This is a genomic window from Methylobacterium sp. A49B (genome assembly GCF_053346215.1).
On sequence record NZ_JBKFBO010000024.1, the window covers coordinates 1 to 24,660 of the forward strand.

At 72.5% G+C, this 24,660-nt stretch carries 18 protein-coding genes and 1 pseudogene; 15 read left to right on the forward strand and 4 right to left on the reverse strand.

The window, feature by feature from the left end:
• Positions 1–88: pseudogene (locus ACLBX9_RS02440) on the forward strand (porin family protein); the annotation flags it as partial.
• Positions 89–603: 515 nt separating this feature from the next.
• Here the strand turns inward: ACLBX9_RS02440 and ACLBX9_RS02445 are convergent.
• A complete protein-coding gene (locus ACLBX9_RS02445; RefSeq protein WP_447717768.1) occupies positions 604–2,973 on the reverse strand; it encodes a caspase family protein in 2,370 nt (789 codons plus the stop codon).
• A gap of 696 nt (positions 2,974–3,669) precedes the next feature.
• Positions 3,670–4,719, reverse strand: coding sequence for a selenide, water dikinase SelD (gene selD / locus ACLBX9_RS02450; protein WP_447717769.1), 1,050 nt, complete (start codon positions 4,717–4,719; stop codon positions 3,670–3,672).
• 391 nt (positions 4,720–5,110) lie between these two features.
• Between selD and ACLBX9_RS02455 the strand changes: the two genes are divergently transcribed.
• From ACLBX9_RS02455 to ACLBX9_RS02470, 4 genes are all read left to right on the forward strand, one after another.
• Positions 5,111–5,998, forward strand: a complete 888-nt coding sequence (locus ACLBX9_RS02455; RefSeq protein WP_010686646.1) for a putative selenate ABC transporter substrate-binding protein — start codon at positions 5,111–5,113, stop codon at positions 5,996–5,998.
• Positions 5,999–6,011: 13 nt separating this feature from the next.
• Complete coding sequence (locus ACLBX9_RS02460) at positions 6,012–6,692, forward strand: ATP-binding cassette domain-containing protein (protein ID WP_010686647.1); 681 nt, start codon at positions 6,012–6,014, stop codon at positions 6,690–6,692.
• On the forward strand, positions 6,689–8,260 hold the full coding sequence (locus ACLBX9_RS02465; RefSeq protein WP_447717770.1) for a PhnE/PtxC family ABC transporter permease: 1,572 nt from the start codon (positions 6,689–6,691) through the stop codon (positions 8,258–8,260). Before ACLBX9_RS02460 ends, ACLBX9_RS02465 begins: the two co-directional genes overlap by 4 nt.
• A gap of 234 nt (positions 8,261–8,494) precedes the next feature.
• On the forward strand, positions 8,495–8,740 hold the full coding sequence (locus ACLBX9_RS02470) for a hypothetical protein (protein WP_447717771.1): 246 nt from the start codon (positions 8,495–8,497) through the stop codon (positions 8,738–8,740).
• Between the two features lie 152 nt (positions 8,741–8,892).
• Here ACLBX9_RS02470 and bhcR read toward each other — a convergent pair whose 3' ends face one another.
• The gene (gene bhcR / locus ACLBX9_RS02475) at positions 8,893–9,732 is read right to left on the reverse strand and encodes an HTH-type transcriptional regulator BhcR (protein WP_447717772.1); all 840 of its coding nucleotides are present in this window, start codon (positions 9,730–9,732) and stop codon (positions 8,893–8,895) included.
• Between the two features lie 188 nt (positions 9,733–9,920).
• Between bhcR and bhcA the strand changes: the two genes are divergently transcribed.
• From bhcA to bhcD, 4 genes are all read left to right on the forward strand, one after another.
• The gene (gene bhcA / locus ACLBX9_RS02480; protein ID WP_447717773.1) at positions 9,921–11,111 is read left to right on the forward strand and encodes an L-aspartate--glyoxylate aminotransferase BhcA; all 1,191 of its coding nucleotides are present in this window, start codon (positions 9,921–9,923) and stop codon (positions 11,109–11,111) included.
• 23 nt (positions 11,112–11,134) lie between these two features.
• Positions 11,135–12,082, forward strand: a complete 948-nt coding sequence (gene bhcB / locus ACLBX9_RS02485; RefSeq protein ID WP_447717823.1) for a beta-hydroxyaspartate dehydratase BhcB — start codon at positions 11,135–11,137, stop codon at positions 12,080–12,082.
• A gap of 19 nt (positions 12,083–12,101) precedes the next feature.
• Positions 12,102–13,259: a 3-hydroxy-D-aspartate aldolase BhcC gene (bhcC, locus tag ACLBX9_RS02490; RefSeq protein WP_432419912.1), complete on the forward strand. Its 1,158-nt coding sequence runs from the start codon at positions 12,102–12,104 to the stop codon at positions 13,257–13,259.
• Positions 13,260–13,404: 145 nt separating this feature from the next.
• Complete coding sequence (gene bhcD / locus ACLBX9_RS02495) at positions 13,405–14,370, forward strand: iminosuccinate reductase BhcD (protein WP_447717774.1); 966 nt, start codon at positions 13,405–13,407, stop codon at positions 14,368–14,370.
• A 289-nt stretch (positions 14,371–14,659) separates the two neighbouring features.
• Here the strand turns inward: bhcD and ACLBX9_RS02500 are convergent, their stop codons facing one another.
• Positions 14,660–16,018 (reverse strand): 8-oxoguanine deaminase, encoded by a 1,359-nt coding sequence (locus tag ACLBX9_RS02500; RefSeq protein WP_447717775.1) that lies wholly within the window; start codon positions 16,016–16,018, stop codon positions 14,660–14,662.
• Positions 16,019–16,457: 439 nt separating this feature from the next.
• Between ACLBX9_RS02500 and ACLBX9_RS02505 the strand changes: the two genes are divergently transcribed.
• From ACLBX9_RS02505 to ACLBX9_RS02530, 6 genes are all read left to right on the forward strand, one after another.
• Positions 16,458–17,849, forward strand: a complete 1,392-nt coding sequence (locus ACLBX9_RS02505) for a nucleobase:cation symporter-2 family protein (protein WP_091978566.1) — start codon at positions 16,458–16,460, stop codon at positions 17,847–17,849.
• 11 nt (positions 17,850–17,860) lie between these two features.
• A complete protein-coding gene (locus ACLBX9_RS02510) occupies positions 17,861–20,698 on the forward strand; it encodes a xanthine dehydrogenase family protein molybdopterin-binding subunit (protein ID WP_447717776.1) in 2,838 nt (945 codons plus the stop codon).
• On the forward strand, positions 20,695–21,240 hold the full coding sequence (locus ACLBX9_RS02515; RefSeq protein ID WP_012329913.1) for a (2Fe-2S)-binding protein: 546 nt from the start codon (positions 20,695–20,697) through the stop codon (positions 21,238–21,240). Before ACLBX9_RS02510 ends, ACLBX9_RS02515 begins: the two co-directional genes overlap by 4 nt.
• Positions 21,241–21,248: 8 nt before the next feature.
• A complete protein-coding gene (locus ACLBX9_RS02520) occupies positions 21,249–22,580 on the forward strand; it encodes a c-type cytochrome (RefSeq protein ID WP_447717777.1) in 1,332 nt (443 codons plus the stop codon).
• A gap of 25 nt (positions 22,581–22,605) precedes the next feature.
• Positions 22,606–23,622, forward strand: a complete 1,017-nt coding sequence (locus ACLBX9_RS02525; protein ID WP_447717778.1) for a hypothetical protein — start codon at positions 22,606–22,608, stop codon at positions 23,620–23,622.
• Between the two features lie 100 nt (positions 23,623–23,722).
• Complete coding sequence (locus tag ACLBX9_RS02530) at positions 23,723–24,652, forward strand: LysR family transcriptional regulator (protein ID WP_010686661.1); 930 nt, start codon at positions 23,723–23,725, stop codon at positions 24,650–24,652.
• The last annotated feature ends 8 nt before the right edge of the window (positions 24,653–24,660 follow it).

A 24,660-nucleotide genomic window follows, 5' to 3' on the forward strand; every position in this document is an offset into this window, starting at 1 on the left:
CCCGGCCGTCTACAGCCCGATCGGACGACGCGCCGACGAGTTCGCCGTCGTCCGCGCCGGCCTGAACTACAAGTTCGGCTCGTACTGAGAACGATCGGGCGCCTCCCGGTTCCGCACCGGGGGGCGTGGCGGCGGGCCGAGCCCGTCGCGGGCGCGCAGCCGTAAGGTTGACCTTCGCACCCCCAGCCCGATCAGACTGGCCGCGAGGTCGGCGACATCCCGGGAGCGCCCGCTCCCGGGATGTCCTTCGTTTTGGGCACCGAACGCGTGCGATTGGCGGTGCGGCACGCTCGACCGGTCGGGCCGCTTCGGCGCGCGGGCCAGGCGCTCCTGTCGCCACGGCGGCCCATCGACCCCGCGCCCCCTCGTACGGCTTCCGGCCGATGCCCTCGGCATCGCCTTCCCGGCGCGCGGAGCGAAGCCACCCAGTCGGCGCCACCGTCATCCTGGTCGCGCGGTCCCGGATCAGGTCGCGTCGCTGGTGACGCCGGCGCCGGGATCGTCGACCGAGGCGCCCGATCGGGCATCGTCCCACGCCCGTCGCGGACGGGCGCCGGACGTGTCCGGGTCGGGCAAAGCGGGCCCGCCGGCTGCGCGGTCTCCTTATCGGCAGGGGTGTCCGGGGGGACAGGCCGGCCGCGGATTGCCGTGGGAGGGCGGCGGTCCGGCATGCGGAGCCGGCCCCGGGTGCGGCGGAGCCGGACGCGCCATCATCTGCTGACGCTGCACCATCATCTGCTGGCGCTGCGCCGCCTGCTGCTGACGGGCGGCGGCCTGTTGCTGCCGCTGGGCCGCCTGCTGCGCGAACTGCGCCTGCATGGCCTGATGCCGCTGGGCGGCCTGTTGCGCCTGCTGCTGGCGAACAGCGGCCTGCTGTTGACGCTGCGCGGCCTGCTGTTGACGCTGCGCAGACTGCTGCTGGCGAGCGGCCTGGACCTGCTGCTGGCGCTGCGCCGCCTGGGCCTGGGCCTGGGCACGCCGGGACAGGGCCTCCTGGCGCTGTTGCGCCATCAGCGCGGCGCGGGGATCGACGGAGGGCCGCGCCGCGACGGCTCGATCCGCGGCAGGTCCGCGCGGCGGCTGGCCCGGAGCGCCCGAGCCGTCGCGGAGTTCCTGAGGGCGAACCGGTCCAGCCGACGTCCGCGCCTGAATGTCGGCCGGGCGGAAGGCCTGCCGGGGCGCGGCGGCCGGGGCCGACGCAGCCGGCGGAGCCAGCCGGGCCCCGGGTGCCGGAAGAGGCTGGCCGTTCGCGCCGGGCAGGGCATGCGCGGCTCCCGGCTGTGCGGAGACGGCGGGAAGCGCCGCCTGCGGCGCGGAGGGGGGAGGCCCCGCCTGTGGCCCGCCCGGTCGCGGTCCCGCCGGCCCGCCGATTGCGGCCGGGTTGGTTCCCGGCGGAGGCGCCGCGACGGCGCGCTGCTGCAGGGCGGCGGGCAGAGCGACCCGGGTGGCCGCCGCGCCGAGGGCAGCCCCGGCAAGCGCGCCCGCGCCACCGATCGCGGCCGCGGGAGCAGCCGCGGCGGCGGGCGCCTGCACGCCCGTGTTCTGCCGGTTGATCTGCTCGATGACGGTCGTGTTGTGGATGTTCTGGAACAGCACGTCGTTCGGCGGCGGCGCCACGTAGGCCGGCGCGGACACGTAGGCCGGCACCGGCACGACCGGCGGCGTCGGCAGGGCGTAGAGCCCGTAGACCGGCGGCGGGGGGGCCAGCGCCACGAGGTAGGCCGGCGGCGGCGGGAGGAAGACGAGGGCCGGCGGCGGCGGCGGGGGCAGCGCGAAGACCGGATCGTCGAGGAACAGCACCGGCCGGTCGACATACACGATCTCGTCCGGCGGAGCCGGCAGCACGTCGTAGGCGATCATCGCGAAGCGGGGCGGCGGCTCCAGCGCGGCCGCGAGCGTGGCGAGGCGGCGGCGGGCATCCCAGGTGTGCGGACCGCGCGGGTACCGGGCGAGGTACGACCAGTAGGCGTCCGGCGTGCCGACGATCCAGGTGCGGCGCCAGACCAGGGCCTCGCGCCGGGCGGCGATGAGCGCCCGGACCCGCCGCGCCAGAGCGTCGCCGGGATAATCGGTCACGAATTCCTGGTAGTGGGCGAGGTCGTCGCGTTCCAGACAGACGGCGTAGGCGTCCTGCACGCCGAGGTCGCGCAGCGGCCGGTCGCGGAGCGTGGCGGCCCGCTCCCGGCCGAGGGCAGGGGCGTCGGCGGCCCGGTCGAAGAACACGAAGGCGGACGCGGTGCGGTCGGCGTCCCACGGCACCTCGGCCCCCTTCGTGGCGGCATCGACGCGCAGGCGCACGCGGTCGAACAGCGGCCCCGGCGGGAGGCCGCCCTCGCGGATCATCTCGACCAGCGCCTGGGCGTAGGCGCCGTAGGGGCCTTTCTCGTCCGGTCCCACGGTCCCCGGCGCGGCGTTGAAGGCGATCAGGCTGCCCGGCTCGGCCTCGGTGAGGGCGAGGCCGCCCGCCAGCGGCTTGCCGGGCACGGTGAAGGGCGCGCGCCGCGCCCCGTCCAGGACGAAGAACCGCGCCTTCAGCGGCAGGGCCGCGAGGCTCCTCGTGTAGTCCGAGACCCGCAGCGCCCTCAGGGCGACGTCGGCGGCACTGGTCACGCGCAGGTCGATCGGGGCGAAGTAGTTCTCGCCTTCGAGCTGCAGGCCGTAGCCGGCGAGGTAGATGAACGCCACCGCGTCCGGCCCGGCGGCCGCGGCCTTGTCGACGAAGTCCCGCAGCGATTTCCGCAGCGCGTCCTCGTCGAGATCCCGGGCGCCGATCACGTCGAAGCCGGCCCCCTGCAGGGTCTGGGCGATGAGCCCGGCATCATTGGCCGCGGTGGCGAGCGGACCGGCCTGATAGGCGGCGTTGCCGACCACGAGCGCGATGCGCTTCTCCGCCGCCCAGGCCGGGGAGGCGGGCAAGGCCGCGACGAGGATGAGCGCGGCGAGGAGGAGGCTGACAGCTTTGTGCAGGCGCATCGCGGGATCCCTCGGGAAGAGCAGAGGCTGTCGGGCGTGGGACGCCGCCCGGCAGACCAGTCGTGGTGGAACCGTATCAGCCATCCAGAATGCGGCGGCCGGACGGCCCCGTCAGGGCATGAGGCAGGTCTTGGTGGTCACGATCCTGTGCCAGCCCCACGGGGCGATGACGACGCCGGGTCACGTCGCAGCCCGGGCCGGAGCCCGCCGGCACGGCCGCGCGGTAGACCGGCTACGGGCATGCGACCACCACGGGCCGGGGCACGCGCCAGACGGGATAGGGCCGCCCACGATGGTCCGGCCGCCGGGCCGGTGCGGGCCGCTCCGACGGCGATGCGCGAGGGACCATGGTCCATCTCCTGTTCCGAACGCGCCGGATCGGCGGTTCGCGGAAGACGGTACGCGCCGTTCCAGGCGCGCTTCCTGAACTGTCGCGTCAGGCCGCGTTCATCGACGTCGCCATTCCGGCCGGTCTGGAGCGGCCGGCGAAGCGGCAGCCCCCGAGGAACGATCGCCGATCGGGCGCAGCGGCGCGCCGCGACCGACGGGACTGGGATGGCCGATGCGCGCTGTCCGCACCGCACCGGAGGGCTGGCGCACATCTCCCGCGTCGTCCTGCGCCGCTGAAGGCGAAGATCTGCCCGGCGTCGAGCCCGCATGGCCGCCCCGCACGCCTCGCGCAGGATCGGAGCGGCGTCAGGCCTCGACCCGGATGGCGGCCGGGCCGGCCTCGAACCGCCCGACGACGGCGGCCTGCGCGAAGCCGGCGGCGTGGCACTGGGCGAGGATCGCCTCGGCCCGCCCGGGCGTGCAGGTGACGAGCAGGCCTCCGGAGGTCTGGGGATCGGTGAGGATATGCCGGCGCCAGTCCGGCAGGCCCGCGGGCAGCGTCACGTGGCTTCCGAAGCTCGCCCAGTTGCGGTGCGACGCGCCGGTGACGAAGCCCTCCTGCGCGAGGGCCGCGGCCCGGGGCAGCAGCGGGACCGCGTCGCCCGCGACGACGAAAGTCAGGCCGGCGCCGCGCGCGAGTTCGAGGCCGTGGCCCAGCAGGCCGAAACCGGTGGTGTCGGTGATGGCGTGAACCTCCGGGTCGCGCGCCAGATCGGCCCCGACCCTGTTGAGGCGCGTCGTGGTGGCGATGAAATCCGCGTAGCCCGCGGAATCGAGAGCCTCCCGCTTGATGGCGGCGGAGTAGATCCCAACCCCGAGGGGCTTGGTCAGGATGGCGACGTCGCCGGCGCGCGCGTCGGCGTTGCGCCGGACATGGGCCCGGTCGCACGATCCGATCACCGCCAGGCCGTAGATCGGCTCCGGCGTGTCGATCGAGTGGCCGCCCGCGATGGGGATGCCCGCCTCCGCGCAGGTGGCCGCGCCGCCCTTCAGGATCTCGGCGACGATCGCGGAGGCGATCTTGCCGACCGGCATGCCCAGGATGGCCAGCGCCAGCATCGGCCTGCCGCCCATGGCGTAGACGTCGGAGATCGCGTTGGTGGCGGCGATCCGGCCGAAATCGTGGGGGTCGTCCACCATCGGCGTGAAGAAGTCCGTGGTGGCGATCAGGCAGGTGCCGTCGTCCAGGGCCCAGACCGCCGCGTCGTCGGCGGTCTCGTTGCCGACCAGGAGACGCTCGAACGGGCCCGCGACCGGCTGGTCGGCGAGCAGCGTTCGCAGGATTGCGGGATCGAGCTTGCAGCCGCATCCGCCGCCATGGGCGAGACTGGTGAGACGGACCGGGGGCGTATCCATGGGCAGAACCTCTGGCGTCGTGATCGTGGATGGACCGTGCCGGGCGGCCGGTCATCCGACAAGTGCGGGTCTTCGGCACGGCTGGCCGCGTCGGCCGCCGCAGGTGGCTCAGCGCTGCGATCGCGGCGGATCCGTCGGGCACCGGCGAGCCGCGCCTTCAATGACCGTCGCATCGGCGCTCGCGCGCTTCGGCCGCTGGCGGGCCGACGGCAGTGTGGCCGTCGAGATGCTCGTCAGCAGGTGGACCTCGCCGGACACGATCGGACGCCGGGGGCGTGGACCATCAACGGGGTTCTCGAAGGCCCGTGCCAAGGCATGGAATATCTGTCAGGTGATGGGTCATCGATGCCGGCAGGGCGTCGTTCACGATCGGAAATCGAGGAGGCGCGCGATGCTGAGACGGACTTTGGGCCAATCGCTGCTTGCCGGCCTGGCTTGCCTCGCGCTGCCGCAGGCCGCCGGCGCGCAGGGCGGCGCGAAGCCCGCCTTCGTCTTCACCGGCATCCCCGACCAGGACGAGAGCCGCCTCGTCGAGCGCTTCGGCAAGGTCGCCACCTACCTTGAGGGCAAGCTCGGCGTGCCGGTGACGTACATCCCGGTGAAGAACTACCCGGCGGCGGTCACCGCTTTCACCAACGGGCAGGTCCAGCTCGCGTGGTTCGGCGGCTTCACCGGCGTACAGGCCCGCAAGGCCTCGCCCGGGTCCCAGGCAATCGCGCAGGGTGCCGAGGATGCGGCCTTCAAGACCTACCTCATCGCCAACACCAAGACGGGCCTGACGCGCACGGCCGACTTCCCGAAGGCGATCGCCGGCAAGACTTTCACGTTCGGCTCCCGGGCCTCGACCTCGGGCCGGCTGATGCCGGAATACTTCATCCGCGAGGCCTTCCCGGGGAAGACACCCGACGCAGTATTCGCCCGCGTCGGTTTCTCCGGGGACCACAGCCGCACGATCCAGCTCGTCCAGTCCGGAGCCTTCGAGGTCGGGGCGGTGGATTACTCGGTCTGGGATCTCGACAGCAAGGCCGGCAAGGTCGACCAGAAGGAGGTCGGCATCATCTGGGAGAGCCCGCCCTTCCCCGATTATCAGTGGACCGTGCGCGGCGATGTCGACGCGATCTACGGTGCCGGGTTCACGGAGCGGTTGAAGGCGGCGCTGATCGGCATCACCGATCCGGCGATCCTCGCGCCCTTCGCCCGCTCGAAGTTCATCCCGGTGACCAACGCTGCCTACGAGCCGGTGGAGCGCGTGGCGAAATCCACGGGCCTGCTGGATTGAACCGCGCGCCGCCGTGAGCCCGCCCCGAGCCGAAGCCGAGATCGTCCTGTCGGACGCGACGGCGGCCTATGACGGCAAGCCCGTCCTGTTCGGCGTGGACCTCACCGTCCGGGCCGGAGAGCGCGTCGCCTTGATGGGCCGGTCGGGTGCGGGAAAGTCTACTCTGCTCGGGCTGATCTACGCCCAGGCCCGCCCGCACGTGGCACTGATCCCGCAGGCGGCCACCCTGGTGCGGACGCTCTCGGTCTTCCACAATGTCTACATGGGCCGCCTCGATCGCCGCTCGACGCTGCACAACCTGCGCACCCTGGCGTTCCCGGCCCGTGCCGACCTCGCGGAGGTGGGCGGGATCCTCGGGGAGGTCGGGCTCGCCGACGCGCTCCGGGCCAAGGCCGGGGCGTTGTCGGGCGGCCAGCAGCAGCGCGTCTCCGTGGCGCGCGCCCTCTACAACGGTCGCCCGATCCTGATCGGTGACGAGCCGGTCTCGGCCCTCGACCGCAGGCAGGGGGGGCTGATCCTCGAACGTCTGGCCGCGCGGCACCGGACACTGGTGCTGGCGCTCCACGACATCGCGCTCGCATTGGCGCATACGGACCGCATCGTCGTCCTCGATGCGGGCCGCATCGTCCTCGACGCCCCCGCCCGCGACCTCGACGAGGCGGCCCTCGCCCCGTTCTACGGGCAGGCCGCGTGAGCGCCGCCCGCCTGTTGGCCGACCGGGTGGCCGGCCGGGGCTACGCCGCGGTGACCCGCTGGTTCGTCGGCGGCGCGGCGGCGGCGCTCCTCGTCGCCGACCTCGCGATCACCAGCCTCCATCCCTGGGCCGACCTCCAGCGCCTGCTCGGCGGCCTGATCCACCCGGACTTTCCGGCGGTGGAGATCTGGAGCGTCGTCTACACCGTCGCCTTCGCGGTCCTCGGGGTGTCGCTCGGAGCCGGGGCCGGCTTCCTGCTCGCCATCCCCTTCGCCAGGGCTCGGAGCGTGCGGCTGGCCTGCGCCGCCCTGCGCTCGGTCCACGAGCTGTTCTGGGCCCTGCTGCTGATGCAGGTGTTCGGCCTGTCGGCGACAACCGGGATCCTGGCCATCGCGCTGCCCTACGCGGGCATCTGCGCCAAGGTCTATTCCGAGATCATCGAGGAGGCAGACCTCGCGGCCCTCCGGGTCCTCCCGGACGGGACCGGTGCGCTCTCGGCCTTCGCGTATGCCCGCCTGCCCGACGTCGCCGCGGCCTTCCGGCACTACACGCTCTACCGGTTCGAATGCGCCATGCGCTCCACCCTGGTGCTCGGCTTCATCGGCCTGCCGACCATGGGCTTCCATCTCGAATCCGCCTTCCGACAGGGCCGCTACGCCGAGGCCGGGGCCCTGCTCCTCGTCTTCTACGTCCTGATCGGCACCCGCCGGCTCTGGATGCGCCTCTCGACCCTGCCGGTCCTGCTTGTGGGCAGCGTCCTCGCCCTGCCCAGGACCATCGGGACGACCGACTGGCTCGCGAGCCTCGGCCGGTTCCTGGGCCACGACATCGTGCCGAGCCCGCTTCGGTCCGGGGCTTTCCTCGACCCGGCGACCTGGGCGCAGTTCGGTCACTGGATCCGGCCGATCCTCGCGGACCAGATCCTGCCCGGCACCCTCCAGACCCTCGTGCTCGCGCAGATCGCGCTGGTGGCGACCGGCCTCGGCACGCTCGTCCTGTTCCCCCTGACCTCGCGCCGCTTCGCCGGCCCGATCGGGCAGCCCTTGGGGCGCATCCTCCTCGTGGTCGTGCGCTCGACGCCGGAATACATGCTCGCCTACGTGCTGCTGCAGCTGCTCGGCCCCTCGATGCTGCCGGCGATCCTCGCCCTGACCATCCACAATGCCGGCATCGTCGGCTATCTCATGGGCCGGCACGCCGACGGCCTCGCCTACCGCGCCGACGCCCCGACCGGCCTGAACCTCTACAGCTACGAGACCGTGCCCCGGCTCTACGGCCAGTTCCTGGCCTACCTGCTCTATCGCTGGGAGCTGATCCTGCGCGAGAGCGCGATCTTCGGCATCCTGGGCGTGGCCACCCTCGGCTTCTACGTCGACGCCGCGATCTCGGAGCTGCGCCTGGACGTCGCCATGCTGCTGATCGTCGCCACGGCGCTCCTGACCGTGCTGATCGACGCCCTGTCCCGGACCCTCCGGCGGTCCCTGCGCCTGACCGATCTTCCGACCCGGCTCTCCACCCGCCTGCCCGAGCCTGCGGCAGACCCGCCGCCGCGGATCGCCCGTTCCTGATCGGGGAGCGGAGCGACGGGGTCCCGCTGGGTTCCGGCCGCGGGACGGCATCGCGGGCTTCGCGTCGCCGGGCCTCGTCCCGCAGGCGGGCGCGGCTATCCCGATGGCGTTCAGGTCGTGCGCGGACGCACAGGACCTCGGGCGGCGCGCTGGAGCGCGGGGCGACCGCTCCCAGATTAAGGTTCGATGCGGCCGGGATGACCCGGGCGACACGGGCTAATCTGGATGTCCGCCATGATCACGCGCCTTCTGGTCAGTACCCTGGTCGGGATCGGCCTGTCGTCGGCCGCCCTGGCGCAGAGCTTGACCGCGCCCGCCGGCATTCCGGCCGTCACGGCCCCCGGGGGCATTCAGGGCCGCCTGACGGTGCCAGTTCAGCGGCCGACACCGGAGGGGCGCGTCGCCGTCATCGACGCCGATGGCAGGCCCCAACCGAGGGGCCGGATCGTCCATCCGCCGCATCCGCGTCACGCGCGCTAGCCGTTCCCGATCGTGTTGCAACGGTCTGGACGTCGGGGGGCTTCGGTCGAGACAGCTGCGGCATGCACCCTCGCGTGCGGGCTACGCTATCCACGCATCTCCATCGGAGAGGCGATGACACGGGGCGCACGCCGTGACCGGGCTCCGCCGCATCAATCCCGATCGCCCGCGTCCGGTGCCTCGGCGGGGGCGCCGAGGGCGCGTGATACGGCCGCCGCCCCCTTTCGCACGCGCTCGCCGATCGCCTGCAGCTGCGCGTCGGACAGCCGGTGCGTCGGCCCCGACACCGAGATCCCCGCGATGGCCTCCCCGTGGAAGTTGAGGATCGGGGCGGCGACGCAGCGCATCCCGATGGTCCGCTCCTCGTCGTCGATCGCGTAGCCCCGGCGGCGGGTCGCCTCGACGTCGTCGCGCAGCTGGTCCAGCGAGGCGATGGTCTTGTCGGTGAAGCGCGCGAACGTCTTGCCCCGGAACAGGCGCTCGGTCCGGGCCGGCGCGTAGGTGCTCAGCAGCGCCTTCCCGATGCCCGACGCGTGCAGGGGCGACAGGGAGCCCGGCGGGAAGAAGGCGCGGATCGTCTCGTGGGTCTCCACCTGGCTGACGAACAGGACGTTGCCGTCCTTCTCGACGCCGAGATTGGAGGTTTCGCCCGTCTCCTGCATCAGCGTCCACATCATGGACCGGCTGCGCTCGACGACGTTGTGACGGCGCAGGAAGGCCGAGCCGAGCCGGTAGGCATCCGCACCCACATGCCATTCCTGCTTGTCGGCACTGATCTCGACGAGGCCGCGGCGCTCCAGCGTCGCCAGGACCCGGTGCATCGTCGCCACGGACTGCCCGAGCGTCCCGGCGAGTTCCGAGAGCGTCAGCCCGTCGCCGTCCGCCAGAACGTCGAGCACGTCGAGGGCGCGGTCGAGCGCCTGGATCGTCGCCGTGGGCTTGGCGCCCCCGAACCCCTTCGGACGACCGCGACGCCGGCTTCCCGAATCCATGGCATCCCCGCCTCTGCCATCCACCGGCCTCACGTAGGATGGAAAAATTTTTCGTTCAACGGAAAAAGATAACCCGTTGCTGCCACGCCCGTTTTTCTGCGCGCGACGCAGATGAAAAAGTTTTTCAAAAAAATATCAATACCGATGTGACGGTGCTATCGTTCCCGTATTGGAGGAGAGCGCCGCCGATGTTCGCACAGAATCCCGTCTTCATTCCCGGCCCGACCAATATGCCGGAAGTGCTTCGCCGTGCGGCCGACATGCCGACGCTGGATCACCGGTCGCCGCTCTTCGCGCAGATCCTTCACCCGGCGCTCGCCGGCGTGAAGACGGTGCTGAAGAGCGAGGATGCCGAGGTCTTCATCTTCCCGTCGACGGCGACGGGCGGGTGGGAGACGGCGCTCTCCAACACGCTCAGCGCCGGCGACACGGTGCTGGCCGCGCGCCACGGCATGTTCAGCCACCGCTGGATCGACATGACCCGCCGCCACGGCCTCGACGTCCGGATGATCGAGGCCCCGTGGGGGGAGGGTGTTCCGGCGGACCGCTTCGCCGAGGCCCTCGCGGCCGACACGGCGCACCGCATCCGGGCCGTCCTCGTCACCCACAACGAGACGGCGACCGGGGTCCGCTCGGACGTGGCCGCGGTGCGCCGCGCCCTCGATGCCAGCAACCACCCCGCCTTGCTGCTGGTCGACGGCGTCAGCTCGATCGCCTCCATGGATTTCCGCATGGATGCGTGGGGCGTCGATGTCGCCGTCACCGGCTCGCAGAAGGGCTTCATGCTGCCGGCGGGCCTCGCCATCGTGGCCTTCTCGCCGAAGGCCATGGCCGCCACCGCGACGGCCACCCTGCCGCGGACCTATTTCGACATCCGCGACATGGCGAAGGGCTACCCCAACGGCGCCTATCCCTACACGCCGGCGGTCGGCCTCCTGAACGGCCTGAAGCTGTCGACGGAACTGCTCCTCGCCGAGGGGCTGGAGACCGTCTTCGCCCGGCACCGCCGCATCGCGGACGGGATCCGCGCCGCCGTGGCCGCCTGGGGCCTGGAGCTCTGCGCCGCGCGTCCGGACCTCTACTCGGACACGGTGAGCGCGATCCGGACGCCGGAGGGCTTCGACGCCACGCGGATCGTCACCCACGCGGCGCGCCACTATGACGTCGCCTTCGGGGTGGGGCTCGGCGAGGTGGCCGGAAAGGTCTTCCGCATCGGCCATCTCGGCAGCCTGACGGACGTGATGGCGCTGTCGGGGATCGCCGCGGCCGAGATGGCGATGGCCGATCTCGGCCTGCGCATCGAGCTCGGATCGGGGGTCGCGGCCGCGCAGGCGGTGTACCGCCGCGCCCCGGCCGCCGCCCTGCGCGCGGCCGCCTGAGGGGGAGCGCCATGGACAACGCCATGATCACGCCCACCCTCGACGACGTCCTGGCCGCGCACGAGCGCATCCGGCCCTACATCCACGTGACGCCGGTCCTGACCTCGCGGATCCTCGACGAAGCGGCCGGCGCGCGGCTGTTCTTCAAGTGCGAGAACCTGCAGAAGGCCGGCGCCTTCAAGGCGCGGGGCGCCTCGAACGCCGTCTTCAGCCTCACCGACGCGCAGGCCGCCCGGGGCGTGGCGACCCACTCGTCGGGCAACCACGGCACCTGCCTGTCCTACGCGGCGGGCCGGCGCGGCATCCCCTGCACGGTGGTGATGCCGCGCACCGCGCCCCAGGCCAAGAAGGACGCCGTGCGCGGCTACGGCGGCCGGGTGGTGGAATGCGAGCCGTCCACCTCCTCCCGGGAGGCGATCTTCGCGGAGGTCGTCGCCGAGACCGGCGCGGAGTTCGTGCACCCCTACAACGATCCCCGGGTCATCGCCGGGCAGGCGACCTGCGCCCGCGAGCTGATCGCGCAGGTCCCGGATCTCGACGCGGTGATCGCCCCGATCGGCGGCGGCGGCATGGTGTCGGGCACCTGCCTGACGCTGGCCGGGCTCGCCCCGCATATCGCCGTCTACGCGGCGGAGCCCGAGCAGGCGGACGACGCCTATCGCAGCCTGAAGGCCGGGCGGATCATCGCCGACGACGCGCCGGTGACAGTCGCGGACGGCCTGAAGGTGCCGCTGAAGGACCTCACCTGGCACTTCGTCCGCCACCACGTCGCCGACATCCTCACGGTCTCCGAGGCCGAGATCGTCGCGGCGATGCAGCTGATCTGGAAGCGGCTGAAGATCGTCATGGAGCCGTCCAGCGCCGTCGCCCTGGCGGCGGTGCTCAAGAACCGCCCCGTCTTCGCGAACAAGCGGGTGGGCGTGATCATCACGGGCGGGAACGTCGATCTCGACGCGCTGCCCTGGCAATAACGGGAGGCTCACGATGCACATGAACGCCCGCTCCGCCGATCTCGAAGTCGGCTTCGACGTCCCCGCGCTGCCCGGCATGCGCGAGGACGAGATCCAGACGCCCTGCCTGATCGTCGATCTCGACGCGCTGGAAGGCAACATCCGCAAGATGGGCGACTACGCCAAGGCGCACGGGATGCGCCACCGCGCCCACGGCAAGATGCACAAGTCCGTCGACATCCTGAAGCTCCAGCAGAGCCTCGGCGGCGCCTGCGGCGTCTGCTGCCAGAAGGTCTCGGAGGCGGAAGTTTTCGCCCGCGCGGGCATCACCGACATCCTGGTCTCGAACCAGGTGCGCGACCCGGGCAAGATCGACCGGCTGGCGCGGCTGCCGCTGCACGGCGCCCGCATCATCGTCTGCCTCGACGACGTGGCGAACGTCGCCGACCTCTCGGCGGCGGCGCAGCGGCACGGCACGCAGCTCGACTGCTTCGTCGAGATCGATTGCGGCGCCGGCCGCTGCGGCGTGAAGACCGCGCCCGAGGTGGTGGCGATCGCCCAGGCCGTCGCGGCCGCGCCGAACCTGCGCTTCGCGGGGCTCCAGGCCTACCAGGGCGCCATGCAGCACATCGACGGCTACGAGGAGCGGCGGGCCAAGCTCGACGCGGCCATCGCCCAAGTGCGCGAGGCCGTCGCGGCGCTGAACCGGGAGGGCCTGGAGCCGGAACTCGTCAGCGGCGGCGGCACCGGCAGCTACTATTTCGAGGCGGGATCCGGCGTCTACAACGAGCTGCAATGCGGCAGCTACGCGTTCATGGACGCCGATTACGGGCGCATCCGCGACCGGGACGGCAACCGCATCGACGCGGGCGAGTGGCAGAACGCCCTGTTCATCCTCACCAGCGTGATGAGCCACGCCAAGGCCGACAAGGCGATCTGCGACGCGGGCCTGAAGGTGCAGTCGGTCGATTCCGGCCTGCCCTTCGTCTTCGGCCGCGACGACGTGAAATACATCAAGTGCTCGGACGAGCACGGGGTGATCGACGATCCCGAGGGCAAGCTGAAGGTCAACGACCGTCTGCGCCTCGTCCCCGGCCACTGCGATCCGACCTGCAACGTCCACGACTGGTATGTCGGCGTCCGCAACGGCCGGGTCGAGACGCTCTGGCCGGTCTCGGCCCGCGGAAAGGCCTACTGACGCACCCTGCACGCCGTCCGTCATCGCGCGCGCGGCGCAGTTATCCGGGGACGCGCCTCGACGGGGCCCGCTGCCCTGGGTCGCTTCGCGACGCCCGCGATGACGGGGGCGACATGCCGGCTCACGAATTGAGGACACATCCGCGATGATCATCGTTCCCGAGCACGCGATCGACGGGCTGTTGACCGAGGCGGAGTGCTTCGGCGCCGTCGAGCAGGTCTTCGCCTCCATGGCACGGCGGCGGGCCGGCAACTTCCCGGTCGTCCGGGAAGCCATCGGCCACGCCGACGCGCTCTACGGCTTCAAGTCGGGCTTCGACCGGGACAGCCTCGCGCTCGGCCTCAAGGCCGGCGGCTTCTGGCCCGGCAACGCCGCGAAGGGCCTGACCAACCACCAGTCGACGGTGTTCCTGTTCGACGCCGACACCGGCCGCTGCAAGGCGGTCGTCGGGGGCAACCTCCTCACCGCGCTCCGCACCGCCGCGGCCTGCGCCATCTCGGTCCGGCACCTCGCCCGCGAGGACGCGCGCGTGCTCGGCATGATCGGGGCGGGCCATCAGTCGGCGTTCCAGCTGCGGGCGGCGCTGGCGCAGCGGCCGTTCGACCGGGTCCTCGCGTGGAACCTGCATCCCGGCATGTTCGGCCGGATGGAGGCGGTGGCGCGGGAGCACGGCGTGCCGTTCGAGGCGGTGGAGCTCGACCGCCTCGGCGCCGAGGCCGACGTCATCGTGACGATCACGTCCTCCTTCGCGGCGATCCTGAAGGCCGCGCAGGTCCGGCCGGGCACGCACGTCGCCTGCATGGGGACGGACACGCGCGGCAAGCAGGAGGTGGAGGCCGAACTGCTCGCCGCCGCGACGGTCTTCACCGACGAGGTCGCGCAGTCGGTCAGCATCGGCGAGGCGCAGCACGCCGTCGCGCGGGGGCTCCTCGCGGCGGATTCCATCGTGGAGATCGGCGCGGTGATCAACGGCGATCACCCCGGCCGCATCTCGGAGTCCAAGATCACCGTCTTCGACGGCACCGGGGTCGGGCTGCAGGACCTCGCGGTCGCCGCGGTGGCGGTCGACCGCGCGGTGGCCAAGGGGCTGGCCACGGAGGTGGATTTCTGACGGGCGCGACGGGCGCTGCCCGAAGGTGAGAGGGCACTGCTCTCCCTTCCCGATCAGCGGGCGATGATGCTCACACGTCTGTGGCCGAGACGCGCTCTCCTCCCCCTTGTGGGGAGGAGCTGGAGGTGGGGGTGGTGCAGGAGGCACCGGAACGCTCGATCCGGCACCACCCCCACCCCCACCCCTGCCCCTCCCCACAAGGGGGAGGGGAAAGCGCGTACTTTTCTCGACGTCGGTGTCAGACCACGACGTGCGAATCTGGCAGCTTCCGCAGCGGAGGGCGTCCGGCCTATGCCTCGCCCCGCACCAGGGCCGCCGCCAGGGCGTTGTGGCAGCGGGCCAGCGCCCCGGTGTCGAGGGTCGTCAGGCGGCCCTCGCGGACCACGATCTTCCCGTTGATGACGCTCCAGGCCACCGTCTGCGGCGCGCAGAAGGTGAGGGCGGCCACGGGGTCGTGCAGCGCCCCCGCCATGCCGAGGCCCCGCAGGTCGAAGGCGACGATGTCGGCCGCCATGCCGGGGGCCAGCGCGCCGATATCGTCCCGGTTCAGCACCTTCGCGCCGCCGAGCGTCGCGATCTCCAGCGCCTCGCGCGCATTCAGGGCCGCCGGCCCGGAGCCGACGCGGGCGAGCAGCAGGGCCTGCCGCGCCTCGCCCAGCATGTGCGACCCGTCGTTGGAGGCCGAACCGTCGACGCCGAGCCCGACCGGCACGCCCGCGCACCGCATCTGCCGGACGGGCGCGATGCCCGAGGCGAGGCGCATGTTGGAGCAGGGACAGTGGGCCACCCCGGTCCCCGTCCGGCCGAACAGCGCGATGCCGGCATCGTCGAGCTTGACGCAGTGGGCGTGCCACACGTCGGGCCCCGTCCAGCCCAGGTCGGCGGCGTACTCCGCCGGCGTCATCCCGAATTTTTCCAGGCTGTAGCGGACGTCGTCGTCGTTCTCCGCGAGGTGGGTGTGGAGCGAGACACCGTAGTGCCGGGCCAGGTCGGCGGCATCGCGCATCAGGCCGCGGCTCACCGAGAACGGTGAGCAGGGCGCCACCACGATCCGGCGCATGGCGAAGCGCTCCGGATCGTGCCAGCGCTCGATCAGACGGCGCGTGTCGTCGAGGATCGCCGTCTCGTCCTCGACGACCGAATCCGGCGGGAGTCCGCCCGCGCTCTCCCCGACGCTCATCGCGCCGCGGGCGGCGTGGAAGCGCATGCCGATCTCCTCGGCACCCTCGATGGAATCGTCGAGCCGGCAGCCGTTCGGGTAGATGTAGAGGTGGTCGCTCGACGTGGTGCAGCCCGAGAGGATCAGCTCCGCCATCGCGGTCTGCGTCGAGACGCGGACCATCTCGGGCGTGAGCCGGGCCCAGATCGGGTAGAGCGCCTTCAGCCAGCCGAACAGCTCGGCGTCCTGCGCGGCCGGCACCGCGCGGGTGAGCGTCTGGTACATGTGGTGGTGGGTGTTCACGAGGCCCGGCATCACCGCGTGGCCGCGCATGTCGAGGACGGTATCGGCCCGCTGCGGCACCTCGGCGGCGGGGCCGACGGCGACGATGTGGTTGTCCTCCACGTAGACCGCGCCGCCGGGGATCTCCCGGCGCTGCGCGTCCATCGTCACCAGGATGTCGGCGTTCGTCAGCAGCAGGGAGGTCATCGCGTCTCTCCGGGTGCGCCCTGGAGGCCGCGCCGGACGGGCCGCGACGCCTCCCCACGGCCAGATGCCGCCCTCTGGCGGCAGGAACGCCGTGCCGGGCGCACCGTCTCGGGGCCGTCAGCGGGCCGCAGCATACGGCAGCCGCCACCGGCCACCTTGGCGATTTTTCGCAAACTGCTTCCGAAATCCTGGCATGGCATTCGTGGCCAGCCATGCAAGGTTTGAGAGCCAGCCAAGTCGGCAGCGCATGACACCGGAGCGGCCGCCGAGAGCCCGCTCCTTCGCACCCGGGAGGGCCGCACGGCCCGCCCTGCGACTGGCCCCACACCCGCTCCTGGCGGCCCGGACCCGGAAGAGGTCCGGCCACCGCTGCCGGGTCCCCGACGACACCATCACGGGACGACGCCTCGACAGGTCCCGGCTGGCGGAGGACACGCCCATGACGTCTCACGACAGGACAACGCGCGAGGTGGACGCGGTCGACGCGATCCCGCCCCTTCCCAAGCTCCTCGCCTACGGCATGCAGCACGTGCTCGTGATGAGCGCGGGGGCTGTCGCGCCGCCGCTCATCCTCGGCGCGGCGATGAACCTGCCGACCGAGACGGTCGCCTACCTGATCAACTGCGACCTGCTGGTGACGGGCATCGCGATCCTGATCCAGTCCCTCGGCCTGGGGATCTTCGGCATCCGCCTGCCGGTCATCATGGGCGTCAGCTTCGCGGCGGTCGGCCCGATGGTGGCGATGGCGCAGGACCCGACGATCGGCCTGCCGGGCATCTTCGGCGCGACCATCGGGGCGGGTGTGTTCGGCCTGCTGCTCCGGCCGTTCTTCTCCAGGCTCGCGAGCTTCTTCCCGCCGCTGGTCACCGGCACGGTCATCCTGATCATCGGCGTCACGCTGCTGCCGGTCGGGATCAACTGGGCGGGCGGCGGCTTCGGGGCCGCCGATTTCGGCGCCCCGGTCCATCTCGGCGTCGCCGCCTTCGTCCTGGCGGTGATCCTGGTGGTCAGCCGCTTCGCCACCGGCTTCGTCGCCAACGTCGCCGTGCTGATCGGCCTCGTCGCGGGCCTGTGCCTCGCCTGGCCGCTCGGCCTGTTCCGCCTCGACGGGCTGGCCGAGCGCCCGCTCATCGCCCTCGTCACGCCGTTCCACTTCGGCTGGCCGACCTTCCACCTGACGGCCGTGGCGGCGATGTGCATCGTCATGATGGTCACGCTGGTCGAGTCGACCGGCATGTTCCTGGCGGTGGGCGACATCGTCGGGCGCCCGGTGGACAAGCGGACCCTGACCCGCGGCCTGATGGCGGACTCGCTCTCGACGCTGATCGCGGGCTGCCTCAACACCTTCCCGCACACCTCGTTCTCCCAGAACGTCGGCCTCGTGAACATGACGCGGGTGCGCAGCCGCTACGTCACGGTCGCGGCGGGCTTCATCATCCTGGGCGTCAGCCTCCTGCCCAAGGTCGCCTTCGCGGTGGCGTCGATCCCGCCGGCCGTGCTCGGCGGCGCCGGCATCGTGATCTTCGGCATGGTCGCGGCGGCGGGCCTCAAGATCGTGGGCGGCGCCGATCTCGGGGATCGCCGGAACCAGATCGTCGTCGCGGTCAGCATCGGCCTGAGCCTGATCCCGATGGCGGCGCCGAAGCTCTTCGCCGCCACGGCGCCGGACTGGGCCGGGCCGATCCTGCACAGCGGGATCACCCTCGGCGCCATCGGGGCGATCGTCCTCAACCTGCTGCTGAACTCGGACCGTCTCGGTGCCGGGGCCGAGCACCGCGTCGCCGACGCGGAGCCCGCCTTCCCGCACGCGGCCGTCCTGGACCGGGCCTGAGGGGAGAAGCCATGTCGGCCGAAGCGACCAAGGCGCTCTCGCGGCGCCACTTCCTGAAGGCCGGCGCGGCGGCGGGCGTCGCCGTGAAGGTCTCCTTCCTGGCGCCCCCGGCCCGGGCGCAGCTCGCCGAGAGCGGCCTGTCCGCCGGCTCCCCGTGGGCCGCGCCGGGCCGGCCCCGCTACCGCCTCGACGCCGTCGCCAAGGTCACGGGCGCCAAGACCTTCTCCCGCGACTACCGGGCCCGCGACCTCGCCGGCTGGCCCGATGGCCAAGCCCACGCCTTCCTCGTCGCGGCGACCCACGCCGACCGCCGCTTCACCGGCCTCGACCTGTCGCGGCTCCCGGCCGCCCTGCGGCCGGACCGGATCGTCCGGCACGAGGACCTGGTGGCGGACGGGGTCTCGGTCCCGCACGCCGACTTCTTCGGCGACTGGTTCCTCGTGCCGCAGGGCGAGACGCCGCGCCTGCTCGGGCAGCCGGTGGCGATCCTGATCTACGCCGACTTCCCGCGCTTCGCCGCGGCCAAGCGCGCCCTGCGCTTCGCCGACGACGTCGTGCAGTACGGCGCCGAGACCGGTCCCAGGCCGCCGGCCCATTACGGCGCCTCGCGCTGGGTGCGGATCGAGGGCGACGCGCCGGACGCGCCCGACCGGTTCTCGCCGTTCGCGCAGTCCCCGATCTTCGCCGGCTTCTCCGGCGACGAGCCCGCCTGGCCGAAGGCCGGCGACGACGGCCCCTTCGCCCGGGGCATGGCGGCGGCGGCCGCCATCGCCGCCGAGATCGACGGCGCCGGCGCGGACGCCCTGGTGATGCGGCGGACCTACCGGTCGCAGTCGACGGACGCCTCGGCCATGGAGGCCGACAACGGCAACGTCTGGTACGATCCGGCCACCGGCACGCTGCGCCTGATGATGGCGACGCAGTCGCCCTACGACGTGGCCGAGGCCGCCGCCGCGCTGGTCTCGAAATCCCGGTTCCCGCTCAGGGAGGTCGATCTCAAGGTCGGCTACACGGTCGGGTACGGGACGAAGGACCACCACATCTTCCCGTTCCTCTGCGTCGTGGCCGCGCTCTACGCGGGCGGCCGGCCGGTGCGCCTCGCCAACGACCGGTTCGAGCAGTTCCAGAACGGGCTGAAGCGCCACGCCTTCCGCATGGACACCATCCTGCTGGTGGACCGGGCCAGCGGCCGGTTCCGGGCCATGACCGGGCGCTTCGCCTGCGACGGCGGCGGGCGCCCCAACTACTCGGTCGCGGTCTCCTTCGTCGGCGCCACCGCGGCGCAGTCGATCTACTACCTGCCGAAGAGCGACTTCCAGGCGATCGCCCTGGCCTCGCGGGCCGTGGAGGCCGGATCGACCCGGGGCTTTGGCACGCTCCAGACCATGTCGGCCACCGAGATGATGGTCGACGAGGCGGCGGCGCTCCTGGACATCGACGCGATCGACCTGCGCCTGCGCAACGTGCTCCGCTCGGGCCAGCGCAACAGCCAGGGCGCGGTCCCGGCCGGGGCGCTGCGCAACGCGGAGATCCTGACGAAGGCCGCCGCGCACCCGCTCTGGCGGGACCGGGCGGCGCGCAAGGCCGCCTACGAGGCCGCCCATCCCGGCCGCCGCTACGGCGTCGGCTTCGCGCAGGTGCACAAGGATTACGGCACGGGCGCCGAGGCGGCGGTCGCCTCGCTGGAGCTCGACCCGCGGGGCCGCCTGAGCCTGCGCCACGTCGCCCACGAGATGGGCCCGGGCGTCACCACCTCGCAGGCGGTCATGGTGGCCGAGATCCTCGGCCGGGTCCCCGCCGAGACCGCGTTCGGCGTGGTGCGCTGGCCCGAGATGCCGCTGGAGACCTCCGACCAGCCCTACACGACGTCCCAGGAAGAGGAGGACCGCCGGGCGCAGAACCCCCGCTGGACGCCGCGCTTCACCTCGCCGATGAGCGCGACCAACTCCGCCTACTACCTCGGCCACGCCACCCGGACGGCCGCGCGGTTCCTCGTCGACCACGCCGTCTGGCCCGCCGCCCGCGCGCTCTGGGCGCGGGGCGGCGGCGGCGGGGCGCTGGCCTCCTACCACGTGGTCGCCCGCGACGACCTGCGGCTGGTGGACGGCCGGGTGCTGGGCGGCGGTCTGCCGCCGCTGTCCCTGGAGGCGGTGGCCGCCGAGGCGCACCGGCTCGGGCTGCCGGTGGGCGTGACCCTCCACACCTTCAACCGCTGGCAATGGGCCGAGGCCGAGTTCGACCTGCCCGCAACGGGCCGGACGCGCCTGCCGATCGACGCCCTGGCGGTGCGCTACGGCGCCGGGGCCCCGCCCGAGCGCCGCGCCCTGATGGCGGATGCGGGCTGGCACTTCGTGCCCCGGGCGGCGGTCTTCTACCCGCCGACCCAGCGCAACAATGTCGGCACGACCTACTACGCGCCGATGGCCACCCTGGCGGAGGTCGCGGTCGGCACCGCCAGCGGCGACGTGACGATCCTGTCCCACCACTCGATTCTCGAGTGCGGCCGCCAGATCGTGCCCGAGCTGGTCTCCGGCCAGGTGCAGGGCGGCCTCGCCATGGGGATCGGTCACGCCCTCAAGGAGGTGCTGCCCCTCTACGAGGACGGCCCCGGCGACGGCACGTGGAACTGGAACCGCTACGAGCTTCCCCGCGCCCGCGACGTGGCCCCGTGGAACCAGACGGTGGAGATCCTGCCGCCGCTCTCCGAGACCGACCCGCCCAAGGGCATTGCCGAGGTCGTGATGATCGCCGTCGTCCCGGCGCTGGCCAACGCCGTCGCGCACGCGATCGGCCACCGCTTCCACGAACTCCCCATCCGGCCCGAGCGCATCCGCGAGGCACTGGCATGAGCGCCGCCATCGAGATCAAGGACCTCTCGCTCCGCGTGAACGGCGCGGCGGTCGGTCCGATCCCCGTCCCCGTCGGCACGAGCCTGCTCGACGTCCTGCACGAGTGGCTGGGCCTCACCGGCAGCCGCATGGGCTGCGGGCAGGGCATCTGCCACGCCTGCACGGTGATGCTGGAGGAGGCGGCCGGCCCGCGGGAGATGCGCGCCTGCATCACCGGCGCCCACTGGTTCGAGGGGCGGAGCATCCGCACCGTCGAGGGCCATGCCCGCACCGCGCCGGACGGCACCGTCGTGCTCTCGCCGGTCCAGCAGGCCTTCATCGAGAATTTCGCCTTCCAGTGCGGCTACTGCACCCCGGGCTTCGTCACCGGGGCGAGCGTGCTCATCGAGCGCCTGCGCCGCGAGCCGATCCGCCGCGACGAGGTCGAGCGGGTCGTCACCGAGGCGCTCGACCGCCACATCTGCCGCTGCACCGGCTACGTCCGCTACCATCAGGCGGTGCGCGACCTCGTGCTGGCGACCCCCGGTCTGGTGACCGCGTGAGGCGCGCCGTGCGGATCCCGTCCCTCACCACCCCCGCGCGGCGCGTCGGCGCCGGGCTCGCGGCCGCGGCCCTCGCGGTGGCCGTCTCGGCGGCCGGCCTCGTCGCCTCCGGCGCCCTGGAGCGCAGCGTCGTCGCGCGCGACGTCGAGACCCCGCTGAGCGCGGAGGCCGTGCGCGGCCTCGCCCCCCGCGGCGCCAAGGTCGCCGCCGCGGCCGACTGCTTCGCCTGCCACACCGCCCGGGGCGGCGCCCCCTGGGCGGGGGGACTGCCCCTGGAGACGCCCTTCGGCACGATCCACGCCACCAACATCTCGCCGAGCCCGCAGGGCATCGGCGGCTGGAGCCGCGCCGACTTCCACCGGGCCCTGCGCGACGGGATCGCGCCGGGCGGCCGCCACCTCTACCCGGCGATGCCCTACACGTCGTATCGCGGCCTGACGCCGGAGGATGTCGACGCCCTCTACGCCTACCTGATGACCCGCGCGCCGGTCGCGGTGGAGAACAGGGCCAATACCCTCGCCTTCCCGTTCGACCAGCGCTGGACCCTGGCGGCCTGGAACCTCCTGAGCCTGCCGGCGACCGTCGCCGCGCCCGATCCGGGCCGCTCCCCCCTGTGGAACCGGGGCCGCTACGTCGCCGACGCCCTCGGCCATTGCGGCGAGTGCCACACGCCGCGCACCGTGATCCAGGCCATGCGCCCGGACGCCGTCTATCGCGGCGCCACGATCGAGGGCGTCGAGGCGCCCGACATCACGCCCGCGGGCCTCGCGCGGATGGGCTTCACCCCGCACGGGCTCGTCGGGTTCATGCGCACGGGCCTCTCGGCCCAGGGCGGCGCGACGCACCAGATGTTCGACGTCGTGCATTTCTCGACGCAGCACATGGACGAGGCCGACCTCGCGGCGCTCTCCGCCTACCTGTTCGACCGCGACGCCCTGCCGGCTGAGCCCGAGACGCCGGTCGCCGTCCCCCCCGCGGCGATCCCCGCGGCGGTCGCGGCCCGGGGTCGGGCCAGCTACGCCGGCCTCTGCGCCGGCTGCCACGGCGGGGCGGGGGAGGGGATCCCCCACGTCTCCGTGCCGCTGCGGACGAACACCGCGATGCGGGTCGCGGGCGCGGGCGGTCTCCTGCGGGCGATCCTCGTCGGGCTCCCGGCGCAGCGCTTCCCGGGCAACGAGCGGATGGAGGCCATGCCGCCCTTCGCCGCCCTGATCGACGACGCGGCGCTCGCCGACCTCGCGACCTGGATGCGGGCCGAATGGGGCGGGCAGGGTCAGGCGGTCACGCCGGACGAGGTCGCGCGCCAGCGCGCGGGTTTGCGGGCCGACGCTTCGCACTGAAGGCGGCCGGGAGGAGGGGGCGGACATGACCATGGCTTGTCGGATCGCGGCCGCGCTGCTGCCGCTCGGGATGACGTGCGCGGCGGGGGCGCAGGACCTCGGGACGGCCTCCTCGGCGCCGGTGGCGCCCGAGGCCACGACGGTGGTGGAGGACGGCCCGTTCTTCCTCTTCGCCGACACCCAGATCAGCTACCGCTACCAGTTCCCCACCGTCTCGCCCGGAATCCAGATCCAGCGCCCCGACGGCAGCTTCGTCTCCCGCGCGGCGCCCAAGCACATCCTGAACATCTCCCACGCCGATGCCTGGGCCTACGGGACGAACTTCTTCTCCCTCGACATCCTCAAGTCCGGCTCCCAGTTCCCGGCCGGCACCACCAACGCGCCGGGCTCCGTCGCCGCCCCGTTCTTCGCCGATTACGGCAACACCGAAGCCTACGGGCTGTATCGCGGCACGCTGAGCCTCAACGCGCTCACGGGCACGAAGGCCTTCACCGTTCCCGGCCTCGTCAAGGAGGTGTCGCTCGCCTTCGGCTTCGACGCCAACGCCCAGAACGACGCCTTCGGCTCGAAGAAGCGCGACATCGTCGGCGGCCTGAACTTCGCCTTCGACGTGCCGGCGGGCTTTCTCAACCTCTCCGTGCAAGCCTACAAGGAGTGGAACCGGAACGGGTTCAATCTCCAGCCGGACCGCGACCAGAGCTTCGACACGGTTCCGGAATTCGAGCTGGTCTACAACTTTCCCCTGACCTTCACGGGGCTGCCGCTCAGCCTCGTCGGCTTCAACAACATCGTGCTGCCGAAGGGGCGGGGCGTGAGCAACCCGGCCGCCTACGCCTTCAACCCGCCCCGCGGGCTCGAATTCCTGTCGCGCACCAACCTCGTGCTCGATCTCGGCAAGCTCGTCTACGATCAGCCCAACCGGGTCGATGTCTTCGTCGGGTTCCAGTACTGGCACAACAAGTTCGGGAACGTCGAGACCGCGACCTTCAAGGGCACCGAGGAGAAGAGCTTCCTCGCCGGCGTCGCGTTCCACGTCTTCTGAGGGCCGGCGGCGCCCGCAGCGGGGCGATGCCGGCGCCGTGTTCGATCGCGCGCGGGAAATTCCGTTGACAGCTTCCGAATGGGTCTGAAGATCGCGGCGCATGATCTCGCTCGAGAGCATCCGCATCTTCCTGCGCTCGGCGGAGACGGGGAGCTTCTCGGCCGCCGGCCGCTCGCTGCGGCTGTCACCGTCGGTGGTGAGCTACCGGATCCAGACCCTGGAGGAGCATCTCGGCTGCCTCCTGCTGACCCGGACGACGCGGCGCATGAGCCTCACGGAGGCCGGCCGGATCTTCTACGACCGCTGCCTCGACATCACCGCGGCGGTGGAGCAGGCGGAGAAGAGCGTCGAGACCGCGGGCGCGGTGCCCCGCGGGGTGCTGAAGGTGACGGCGCCGCTCGGCCTCGGCCGCCGGGTCGTCGCGCCGCTCGTGCCGCGCTTCCGCGACCGCCACGGCGAGACCGATGTCCGCCTGCGCCTGTCGGAGCACCTCCTCGACCTCGTGCAGGAGGCGGTCGACGTCGCGATCCGCCTGTCGCAGATGCGCGATTCCACCTTCACCCTGCGCAAGGTCGCGGAGATCGAGCGGGTCCTGTGCGCGGCGCCGGCCTACCTGGCCGAGCACCCCGCGCCCGCCGAGCCGGCGGACCTGCTGCAGCACGATTGCCTGCTGCTGCGCTATCCCGGCGCCGAGCAGTTCCGCTGGACGCTGGTCGACGGCCAGGAGACCGTGACCCTGCCGGTCTCGGGGCACATCGACGCCGACGACGGCGACACGCTCACCGCCTGGGCGCTGGCCGGCGAGGGCATCGTCCTGAAGCCGCTGTTCGAGGTCGCGGCGCACCTCGCCGAGGGCCGGCTCGTCCCGGTCCTGGAGCACACCCCGCCGACCAGCGTGACGCTCGGCCTGCTCTACCCGTCCCGCAAGATGCTGTCGGCCCGGACCAAGACCTTCGTCGACATGACGCACGAGGCCCTGCGCCAGCACGTGAGCGAGCAGCTCGCCCTGGTCGGCGGCCGGGCGGTCTGACGGGCGCG

Excerpts from the sequence above, each read along its gene's own strand:
- selD (WP_447717769.1), bottom strand. The coding sequence starts at position 4,719 with ATGGATACGCCCCCGGTCCGTCTCACCAGTCTCGCCCATGGCGGCGGA.
- ACLBX9_RS02500 (WP_447717775.1), bottom strand. The coding sequence starts at position 16,018 with ATGACCTCCCTGCTGCTGACGAACGCCGACATCCTGGTGACGATGGAC.
- bhcA (WP_447717773.1), top strand. The coding sequence starts at position 9,921 with ATGTTCGCACAGAATCCCGTCTTCATTCCCGGCCCGACCAATATGCCG.
- ACLBX9_RS02505 (WP_091978566.1), top strand. The coding sequence starts at position 16,458 with ATGACGTCTCACGACAGGACAACGCGCGAGGTGGACGCGGTCGACGCG.
- ACLBX9_RS02470 (WP_447717771.1), top strand. The coding sequence starts at position 8,495 with ATGATCACGCGCCTTCTGGTCAGTACCCTGGTCGGGATCGGCCTGTCG.
- bhcB (WP_447717823.1), top strand. The coding sequence starts at position 11,135 with ATGATCACGCCCACCCTCGACGACGTCCTGGCCGCGCACGAGCGCATC.
- ACLBX9_RS02455 (WP_010686646.1), top strand. The coding sequence starts at position 5,111 with ATGCTGAGACGGACTTTGGGCCAATCGCTGCTTGCCGGCCTGGCTTGC.
- bhcR (WP_447717772.1), bottom strand. The coding sequence starts at position 9,732 with ATGGATTCGGGAAGCCGGCGTCGCGGTCGTCCGAAGGGGTTCGGGGGC.
- bhcC (WP_432419912.1), top strand. The coding sequence starts at position 12,102 with ATGAACGCCCGCTCCGCCGATCTCGAAGTCGGCTTCGACGTCCCCGCG.
- ACLBX9_RS02510 (WP_447717776.1), top strand. The coding sequence starts at position 17,861 with ATGTCGGCCGAAGCGACCAAGGCGCTCTCGCGGCGCCACTTCCTGAAG.
- ACLBX9_RS02530 (WP_010686661.1), top strand. The coding sequence starts at position 23,723 with ATGATCTCGCTCGAGAGCATCCGCATCTTCCTGCGCTCGGCGGAGACG.
- ACLBX9_RS02445 (WP_447717768.1), bottom strand. The coding sequence starts at position 2,973 with ATGCGCCTGCACAAAGCTGTCAGCCTCCTCCTCGCCGCGCTCATCCTC.
- ACLBX9_RS02515 (WP_012329913.1), top strand. The coding sequence starts at position 20,695 with ATGAGCGCCGCCATCGAGATCAAGGACCTCTCGCTCCGCGTGAACGGC.
- bhcD (WP_447717774.1), top strand. The coding sequence starts at position 13,405 with ATGATCATCGTTCCCGAGCACGCGATCGACGGGCTGTTGACCGAGGCG.
- ACLBX9_RS02525 (WP_447717778.1), top strand. The coding sequence starts at position 22,606 with ATGACCATGGCTTGTCGGATCGCGGCCGCGCTGCTGCCGCTCGGGATG.